Origin of the sequence: Bradyrhizobium sp. (assembly GCF_049586575.1) — a bacterium.
Classification (GTDB): Bacteria; Pseudomonadota; Alphaproteobacteria; order Rhizobiales; family Xanthobacteraceae; genus Bradyrhizobium.
Genome location: NZ_JBAVCF010000362.1, coordinates 1 through 6,892, shown reverse-complemented (window position 1 = coordinate 6,892; position 6,892 = coordinate 1). Strand labels below are relative to the sequence as shown.

Here is a 6,892-nt window from a genome sequence, read left to right as displayed (position 1 = left end):
GCAGCGGCCTCATTGGACGAGCTCGGCAAATGTGGCCTGTCTCTTCGAAAGGCTGAATATATAAAGGGCCTGGGGAAGCGGATAGCGAACAGTGGTCTGGATTTTGCGACACTCCAGGAAAAAACCGATGAGCGGATCCGAGATGCAATACTGAGCCATCGCGGCTTCGGCGAATGGTCGGTCCAGTACATCCTCGGTCGCGGCTTTGGCCGGTCCGACAGCCTGCCCTCGGCCGATACCGGATTGCGCCGCGTTGTCGGGCACTACTTTGGCAAAGGACACCGCTTGACGGCAGAAGAACTTGAAGATGCACTTGCAGCGTTCAAGCCGTTTCGCGGACTCGCCGCGTTCTATCTGGCTGTGCACTGGCGCTTGCGGCGGCGTGCCAAACCTATGCCGACAAACCATGCCGAGACGACAAAGAATATTCTGACTACGCCTCGATGAGGTGCGCGGCGGCTCTTCTTCGAACCGTCAAGCAGAAATTCAACGAGTGGGTGACGGCCATGCGTCTCCCGTTCCCGTCCGTTTCAGATATTGTCTTCGCGTTCAGTCTGCTCGCGCTCGCGTTCGCGCAAATAATCCTCGGTCGTGCGCACACGCGGCCGCGGCGGCGCGCCAAATGGATCGAAGTTGTCCTCAACCACTGCGCCAACACGGCAGTCGGCGCACATCTTGATGACATCGAGGCGTTTCATGGAGTCTTTGAACATCCAGTGCTTGCCTTCGAGCTTGGCGACGACGCGTTCGACCGAACTTTTGGTGCCGAACGGTTCGCCGCAGCGAATGCAAAGGAACGGCTCCTCCTGCTTGATAATCCGGCTCGTGGCAGTGGCTGCTCGGAAGTCGATCTGTGGCTGTAGAGTGATGACCTTCTCGGGACAAGTCGCCTTGCACAAGCCGCATTGCACGCACGCATCCTCCGCGAAACGAAGCATCGGCCGCTCGGAATCGTCCGACAGTGCGCCGGTCGGGCAAGCGGAAACGCAAGACAAGCACAGGGTGCAGCCAGCCACATCGACGTTGACGGTTCCAAAAGGCGCTCCGTGCGGCAGCGCAACAACGTCAATCGGAGATGGCGCCGCTGCGTGCAGCTCGCGCAGCGACAGGCGCACCATCTCACGTTTTCCTCCCACCGCTGAAAATGTAGCCGGCCGCGGTACCCCATCCATGAGCACAATGGCGTCCAGATGCTCCGCGAATAGGTCAGGATCGTCTGCCTCGATCGTGGCAACACGGACGCCGGCAAAGCCTAGTCCACTCAGAATGGGTTGGGCGAGCGCTATCGACTGTGCAAGACCGGTGATGTCGTGCCGCGGTTTCGCACGCAGCAGGAAACGCACCGCGGACGCCCCATATGCAAAAGCCGCCGCGATCGACTCCAGGCCGATTTGCGTAACTTCGTTGACGGCGACCGGCAGAACGTTTGCCGGTAATCCGTCGCCATAACGCGCAAGAGCGCTGATCATTTCGTTGCCGTGCGTCTCGTCGTGAAATAGGATGATCGCCTGCTTGCCGGAGGCCGCATGATAAGTTGCGAGCAGCGTGCGCAACTTGCGCAGCAGCGCATCCGAAGACGGGAGCGCGTAAGCCGCTGCGCCGGTTGGGCAGGCCGCGGCGCATTGACCGCAGCCAGCGCAAATACCGGCGTCGATCATGACGTGATCGCCGTCAGGCCTTATCGCGCCCGTCGGACAAAGATCGAGACAACGGTGGCAGCCCACGATCTTCGAGCGGGAATGGGCGCAGATATCCGCCCTGAAGTTTACATAGCGCGGCTTGTCGAAAGTGCCGGTAAGGTCGCGTGCCTTGAGTACCACGCGCAGCATCGCCGCCGCATCGCCTGGATCGGCGCGCAGATAGCCGTCGCGCAGGTCTGCTGCCGGGAACAACGACGTATTGCCGGAGAGATCAATCAGGATGTCGCAGCGTGACTGTGCGTCGTCGCGCGCGCCGTCGAATTCGAGCGAGCCGCGTGACGAAGGCTTCGGCGTGGCATAACCGTCGATGGTCACCTCAAATTTTCCGAGATGCCCCTTTGCAAGACGAATCTTGCCTTTGACGATCGGGAATTCAGTGATCCGAACGGGCGCCAAGTCGGCTGCCGCATCGATGAGGACTGTGACGTCAAGATGATCTTTCAGAAGTTGTGCGACTTCGATCGCCTGCTCATCCCTGCCGTATATGAGAACGACACCGGCGCTTTCGAGCGCGATATATTCCGGCGCGGGAACGTCTACTGCCTCCGCTGCAATTAATGCCGCCATTTTTGGACGGGCTGCTTTGCTGTCCTTTGACCATCCGGCGGCTTCGCGAATGTTGACGAACGTAAGCCGTTCCGCGCGACTCTGTTCCTCTGCAATTTCGCGGAATAGCGGCGCTTCTTGAGTGCATGCAATCGTCACCGCACCATCGCCGGCGAGCACGGCGCGCGCCCGCTCGAGTTCGGCACGGCAGAATTGCCGGCCTGCGATCACCTCGGTATCGCGCAAACAGCGCCGAAGCGTCGCGCCGTCGATCGGCATGCTATCTTCGCAGGTACAGAGTAGAACTTTGTGCGATTTGGGCATAGCGGCTGGCTGTCTTTCCATTGACCCGCGTCTGTGACTGCGTTCTACGCCTCGATTGGCCGCGGGACTGGCCTTGGGACGCGCAACCATATAAATATTATCATTACAAGATAAAAACCTGATCGGGAAGCATCCTGGCGCTGATGACGCGATCACCCTGGCGTGAAGCGATGGATCGGAATCTGACGTTGCCTCCGGTGTTTAACGCAGTGCGCTTGCGAGAAGTGGGCGACGCCTTTGCCCATGCGCAGACGATTGCCGCCGAAAGTGGTGCCGGCACGCTCGTACATGTGGGCCGTTTCGACTTGGCCGAATTCGCACTGGTGTTGGAACCGGAGGAGCCGCTGCGAAGCGCGCGGCGCGTGTTCTATGCCGGCATGATAGCACTCATCGATGCGCTTGCCGCACATGCCGCGCCGGAGACCGCGATCGGTATTGAATGGCCGGATGCGATCTACATCAATTATGGTCTGGTCGGTGGAGCGCGGCTGGCCTGGCCGACGCGCACCGGCGAAGAGGAGATCCCGCAATGGATGGTATTTGGCGCGATGGTCCGCATGGCCTCAACAAGCGGCGTCGAGGCCGGCACAAATCCTTCCAACACGACGCTGGAAGAGGAAGGCTTCGGCGAAGTGAGCGCCGACCATTTGATCGAGAGCTTCAGCCGGCATTTCATGGTCGCGGTTGACGCCTGGCAGGAAAGCGGCTTTGCCGTTGTCATGCGCGACTACGTGCAGCGACTGCCGTGCGAAAAAGGTCTGCGCAACGATATCGATGAAAACGGCGACTTAGTGTTGCGTGGCGCCGCCAGGGGCAGCGAGCGCAAATCGTTGGTGCAAAGGCTGGCAAGCCCGTCATGGATCAACCCGAAGACAATGATGCCCTATACATGAAGTTGCTGCGCACCATCAGGCTCGATCCGTCGGACACGTTTGTCTTCGAGCGCGCCGCCGAGCCGGGAGAGTGGGCGGTCTCGGGTGCCTTCATGTTTTGGGCGAGCGACACGGCGCGACTTGAGGGCAAGGCGCGCACCGCCTTTCGTAATGGTCTTCTCGGAGTCGTTTCGTTCGGTCACTCGACTTTGGTCCAGATTGTGGATGCCAGGCCCGAAGACCGCACCTTCTTGATTGATCTGCTGGCGCAACGGCTCATCGAGCGTTGCGGCGCGCCCGATATGCATGCCGCCCGCCTCGCGGCTGAGGACGAGGTCGACTTTGCCCAGTCGCTGTGCAGCCAGCCGCGCGACACATTGATCGCCGTGCATCGCAGCTTTGACGACGGAAGCATTCGCGAGCAGTTCCGCACCTTGCGGCCGCGTCAAGGCAAGCCGCCCGCTCGGGCTTTCTCCTTCATGGAAGTGGAAGGCGACGTGGAGGAGCCCGGCGAAACGCTCGATCTCATCGGCATAGCGGGGGCCGATAAATGACAGACTTCTGGCTTTCTTGCGGGCATCATCTGCTCGACCGTGAGGACGGCGGCGGGCTGGCCGTGACCGACGAGTTTCTCAAGGTGTACCTGGCGCGGCCCGAACTGACGCCGCCGGCGCAAGCCTGTGCGGCCGAGCGCGCGCTGCACAGCGCATTGTTCGCCAATCCACGCCGTCACGTTGACGCGTCGGCCATCGCAACCATTGAGGATGCGGATGCGCGCGAGAACTGGCGATTGCTCATTGCTTTCCGCGACCATATGTTGCGTCACAAGACGCTGGAATCGGCTTACATCGAACTCTGCCGCAAAGGGCCTTCCGGTATACCGCCCTTGTTCATCAACCAGTTGGTGCACGCGATTCTGCGCAATGCTCTCGATGGCGTCGCCGATGCGCGCGTGCTGCGCGCCGCCGAGTTGTTTTTTCGTGTACAGCGCGTGACCTTGCACGAGGGGTCTTTGATTGTTGCAGACGAGGAGACGGTCGGTGGCACTGGCGGTGCGCCGCTGTCGCCCCTCGTCTCTATGCTCGGGATTCCTGCAGAAGCCAATATCGACGTGCTCAACGAGGAAAATGCACCGGGCTATTGGGAGCGCAGTGACCGCTTCGATATGGCCCTCGATTTGACCGCCGGCCGTGCGGGTCTCGACGCGTTAGCGGAAGCGATGCGGCGCTGGATCACGCATCTGCTCGGCGTCGGTGTGACAATCGATGCTCTCACCGAACTGCGCAACGCGCCGTTGACCTGGTATGTCGGACTCGATGCCGAAGCGACTCGGATCGGCGATCTGATATGGCACGGCCGTGAGATCGACGAGGCTACCATGGCGCAGGTAGTCGGCCTGTTCCGGCTGACTTTCGACGATCCTATGCTTGGTCTCGACCGAATGCGGGGAGAGCCTGCCTACCTTATTCTCGCCGTTACGCCCGATAATCTGATCCGCATGAAACCACAGAATTTGGTGACAGGATTGCCGGTCAAGCATTTGGAGGCGGTTGGATGAAACCACTCGTCTCCATAGGGGTCGGCATTGTGGTCGAGCGCAGCAAGGGCGCGAGCCCCTGGGCCGGATTCCAGTGGAGTACCGCGAGTGTGCTTACCGGCGTGCCCGATACGCCTGCCTGGACGCAGCTCACCGACAATGGCGAGCGCGCAACCTTCTATGCCGGCGCCGCCGAGATTGAACTGCATCGCACCGAGACCGGCAATTATCGCAACAACTTGATGACCGGTGAGCCGGTGCTATGGGTGGTGCTGGAGATTACGGGTGTCGAGCCGCTCTGCCGATTGTCGATCGTGACCGCCGATCCGGCGGAGGCCGAAGCAATCGCGGGTCTCGGCAACGACGAAATCGTCGATACCGTGCCGATGCCGCCGACGATCGAGGATGCTGTTGCCGCCTTCGTGGCCGAATATCATGTCGAACGCGCGTTCGTAAAGCGTAAACGCGACCGTGCAAATCCGGAGAAGATGGCGCGCCGCGCGCCACACAGCGATGATGAGAAGCGATGAGTGAACGTGAGAATTTCCTCAAACGCTGGTCGCGGCGCAAGCGGGATTCCGCGGAAGCCGGTGCGCCGGAAGCGGCGATCAAGCCGCAGCGTGACGAGCAGGTCGAGGACGAGCAGCGAGCTACGCCGGTGCCGCAAGACGACGGCGTCGTTGTGGACCTAGGCGGCTTCGATCCCGCGAATCTTCCCTTGGTCGACTCGATTGGCGCCGACACCGATATCCGTGACTTTCTACGTCCGGGCGTGCCGCCGGACTTGACTCGTGAGGCACTTCGTCGCGCGTGGAGCTCCGATCCGTCAATCCGGGACTACATTGGGCCGGTTGAGAACGGGTGGGATTTCAACGACCCCAACACCATCCTCGGCTTCGGCACAATCAAGGCCGACGAGATTCCACGGTTGCTCGCGCGGGTATTCGAAGCGCCGATAGGCGAAAAGAGTGAGCCTTTGGTGCCGGAAAGGCCGGCGATGCAGCGGGATTTATCGCCGCTGCAAACGCTGTCTACTGCCACTGCGACACCTGAGGTTACCACGCCGGACGTTGACGCGGGCGCCGGCCCATCGCCAGCCGATGCGCATGTTGCGCGGGGCGTGGAGCTATCGCCATCCGATGCGAATGGCGCGCAGCAAGGCGCACCGGGTAGCAAGATTGACTAACCGGCTTAAAGTTCCACTCCAATAAAATATAAACAATGGGGGACAATAGCTTGTAATCATTGTACGATCGTCAGGTCGTGCGCGATCCCAAAGTGGAACACGCGGAAAGAATGACAAAAATTGACGATGGCGGATCGAGGACTTCAAACAAGCCATCTCTGCTGCAGGCGGTCAACGCAAAATTCGCGACAACGCGATTATGGCGTGCAGCTCACCGGCGGCCGCAACGTTGGCAGCAGGACGTTGGAGACGCCACCAATCGTGAAGACAAAGACGAAGCGGCTGACAAAGCATTGGCGTGCAAAGCTGGAATCCCCGCTCCCGCCATGTTCGCTTGCTTCCTGTAATCTGCTCGGTGAAGGATATATTCGTTATACATGTACGCCACATGTTTGAGCATTCGTCTGGAATGGACGGAATAGCTCTCGTCTCGAGAAGTCGCATTATGAAACGTTCGGAAGAGGATGTCGCCGCTGTGGAGGGAATGCTCCTCCGTGCAGGACATATTCCGTTCGTTAGTCGGTCGCTGGCAACCATTCGCGCGCATTGCGGGTGTTATCGAGGAGAGCCACGGTCTGGCCGATCGTGCCTGTAGCGCGGGGCGACTCCGAAGCATCACGGATGAGCGCAGCTATCCGATTTTTCAAGATTTGGGCTCTGGATCGGAAGTCTGTCACCTGTAAGGGTCCGCTGCGGTTTCGGCCTGCCAGGCGGTTCGGCAGGACAT

General features: G+C 60.3%; 9 protein-coding genes. 8 read left to right on the top strand and 1 reads right to left on the bottom strand.

What is annotated here, in order from left to right; genetic code table 11:
* The coding region (locus WB528_RS14090) for a DNA-3-methyladenine glycosylase family protein (protein WP_423889027.1) at positions 1-447 on the top strand (447 nt) is incomplete at its 5' end.
* Between the two features lie 83 nt (positions 448-530).
* On the opposite strand, the gene WB528_RS14085 is transcribed toward WB528_RS14090, so the two are convergent.
* The gene (locus tag WB528_RS14085; RefSeq protein WP_423889026.1) at positions 531-2,525 is read right to left on the bottom strand and encodes a 4Fe-4S dicluster domain-containing protein; all 1,995 of its coding nucleotides are present in this window, start codon (positions 2,523-2,525) and stop codon (positions 531-533) included.
* A 215-nt stretch (positions 2,526-2,740) separates the two neighbouring features.
* Here WB528_RS14085 and WB528_RS14080 point away from each other — a divergent pair, with 215 nt between their 5' ends.
* From WB528_RS14080 to WB528_RS14050, 7 genes are all read left to right on the top strand, one after another.
* Entirely contained in the window at positions 2,741-3,463 is a 723-nt protein-coding gene (locus WB528_RS14080; protein ID WP_423889025.1) for a biotin/lipoate--protein ligase family protein, read from the top strand.
* On the top strand, positions 3,460-3,996 hold the full coding sequence (locus WB528_RS14075; protein ID WP_423889028.1) for a DUF6505 family protein: 537 nt from the start codon (positions 3,460-3,462) through the stop codon (positions 3,994-3,996). Before WB528_RS14080 ends, WB528_RS14075 begins: the two co-directional genes overlap by 4 nt.
* A complete protein-coding gene (locus tag WB528_RS14070; RefSeq protein WP_423889024.1) occupies positions 3,993-5,000 on the top strand; it encodes a DUF6352 family protein in 1,008 nt (335 codons plus the stop codon). The genes WB528_RS14075 and WB528_RS14070 overlap by 4 nt, the downstream gene beginning before the upstream one ends.
* Complete coding sequence (locus WB528_RS14065) at positions 4,997-5,509, top strand: DUF3305 domain-containing protein (protein ID WP_423889023.1); 513 nt, start codon at positions 4,997-4,999, stop codon at positions 5,507-5,509. The genes WB528_RS14070 and WB528_RS14065 overlap by 4 nt, the downstream gene beginning before the upstream one ends.
* Positions 5,506-6,165 carry a DUF3306 domain-containing protein gene (locus WB528_RS14060; protein ID WP_423889022.1) on the top strand — a complete coding sequence of 220 codons (660 nt, stop codon included), beginning with the start codon at positions 5,506-5,508 and terminating at the stop codon, positions 6,163-6,165. The genes WB528_RS14065 and WB528_RS14060 overlap by 4 nt, the downstream gene beginning before the upstream one ends.
* Positions 6,166-6,224: 59 nt before the next feature.
* Positions 6,225-6,512 (top strand): hypothetical protein, encoded by a 288-nt coding sequence (locus tag WB528_RS14055; RefSeq protein WP_423889021.1) that lies wholly within the window; start codon positions 6,225-6,227, stop codon positions 6,510-6,512.
* 117 nt (positions 6,513-6,629) lie between these two features.
* The gene (locus tag WB528_RS14050; protein ID WP_423889020.1) at positions 6,630-6,848 is read left to right on the top strand and encodes a DUF2478 domain-containing protein; all 219 of its coding nucleotides are present in this window, start codon (positions 6,630-6,632) and stop codon (positions 6,846-6,848) included.
* The last annotated feature ends 44 nt before the right edge of the window (positions 6,849-6,892 follow it).

Excerpts from the sequence above, each read along its gene's own strand:
- WB528_RS14065 (WP_423889023.1), top strand. The coding sequence starts at position 4,997 with ATGAAACCACTCGTCTCCATAGGGGTCGGCATTGTGGTCGAGCGCAGC.
- WB528_RS14085 (WP_423889026.1), bottom strand. The coding sequence starts at position 2,525 with ATGCCGATCGACGGCGCGACGCTTCGGCGCTGTTTGCGCGATACCGAG.
- WB528_RS14075 (WP_423889028.1), top strand. The coding sequence starts at position 3,460 with ATGAAGTTGCTGCGCACCATCAGGCTCGATCCGTCGGACACGTTTGTC.
- WB528_RS14080 (WP_423889025.1), top strand. The coding sequence starts at position 2,741 with ATGGATCGGAATCTGACGTTGCCTCCGGTGTTTAACGCAGTGCGCTTG.
- WB528_RS14070 (WP_423889024.1), top strand. The coding sequence starts at position 3,993 with ATGACAGACTTCTGGCTTTCTTGCGGGCATCATCTGCTCGACCGTGAG.
- WB528_RS14050 (WP_423889020.1), top strand. The coding sequence starts at position 6,630 with ATGTCGCCGCTGTGGAGGGAATGCTCCTCCGTGCAGGACATATTCCGT.
- WB528_RS14060 (WP_423889022.1), top strand. The coding sequence starts at position 5,506 with ATGAGTGAACGTGAGAATTTCCTCAAACGCTGGTCGCGGCGCAAGCGG.